The organism is Pseudoalteromonas sp. SR44-5, assembly GCF_014163675.1.
In the GTDB taxonomy this organism is placed as follows: Bacteria; Pseudomonadota; Gammaproteobacteria; order Enterobacterales; family Alteromonadaceae; genus Pseudoalteromonas; species Pseudoalteromonas rhizosphaerae.
The window spans coordinates 1-496 of record NZ_JACJDT010000185.1 but is presented as its reverse complement, the minus strand read 5'-3'; the positions used below and the strand labels follow the sequence as shown (position 1 = coordinate 496).

At 47.2% G+C, this 496-nt stretch carries 1 protein-coding gene; it reads right to left on the bottom strand.

Going from position 1 to position 496, the window contains the following annotated elements; all coding sequences use genetic code 11:
• On the bottom strand, positions 1-475 hold a 475-nt coding region (locus tag H5154_RS23155), incomplete at its 3' end, for a LysR family transcriptional regulator (protein ID WP_182719776.1).
• Between the last annotated feature and the right edge of the window lie 21 nt (positions 476-496).

Sequence of the window (496 nt, the reverse complement as noted above, 5' to 3'; positions counted from 1 at the left end):
TTAATGGGCGAGCGATAAGGCTGCTATCGTCAAGATTACCCACTCGAATGACGCAATCAATGCTTTCTTTAATTATATCAACTCGATAATCTGCGCTGCTGATCTTTAGGCGTATGTTGGGGTATTTTTCGAGGAAGTAGGATAAATGCGGAATGACAACCGTAGTGGCAAAACGACTAGGCATGTCGACTCTGAGTACCCCGCGAACATCATCAGAGTTACGTTGGAACTGGCTTGCCAAAGCGTCTAACTCGGCGAGCAGTACTTGGCACTGTGGTAAGTAAGTCTCGCCGTCTTGAGTTAAGGTGACGCTGCGCGTGCTGCGATGAAAAAGCCGCGTGCCTAATTCACTTTCAAGCCCTTGAATAGCACTTGATACGCTTGACTTTGGCAGGCCAAGTGCGTCTGCTGCCTTGGTAAAGCTGCCAAATTGAGCAACCAATACAAAGCGCTGCATGGCTTCAAATTTGTCCACATCTTCTACCTTTGTTTGTTT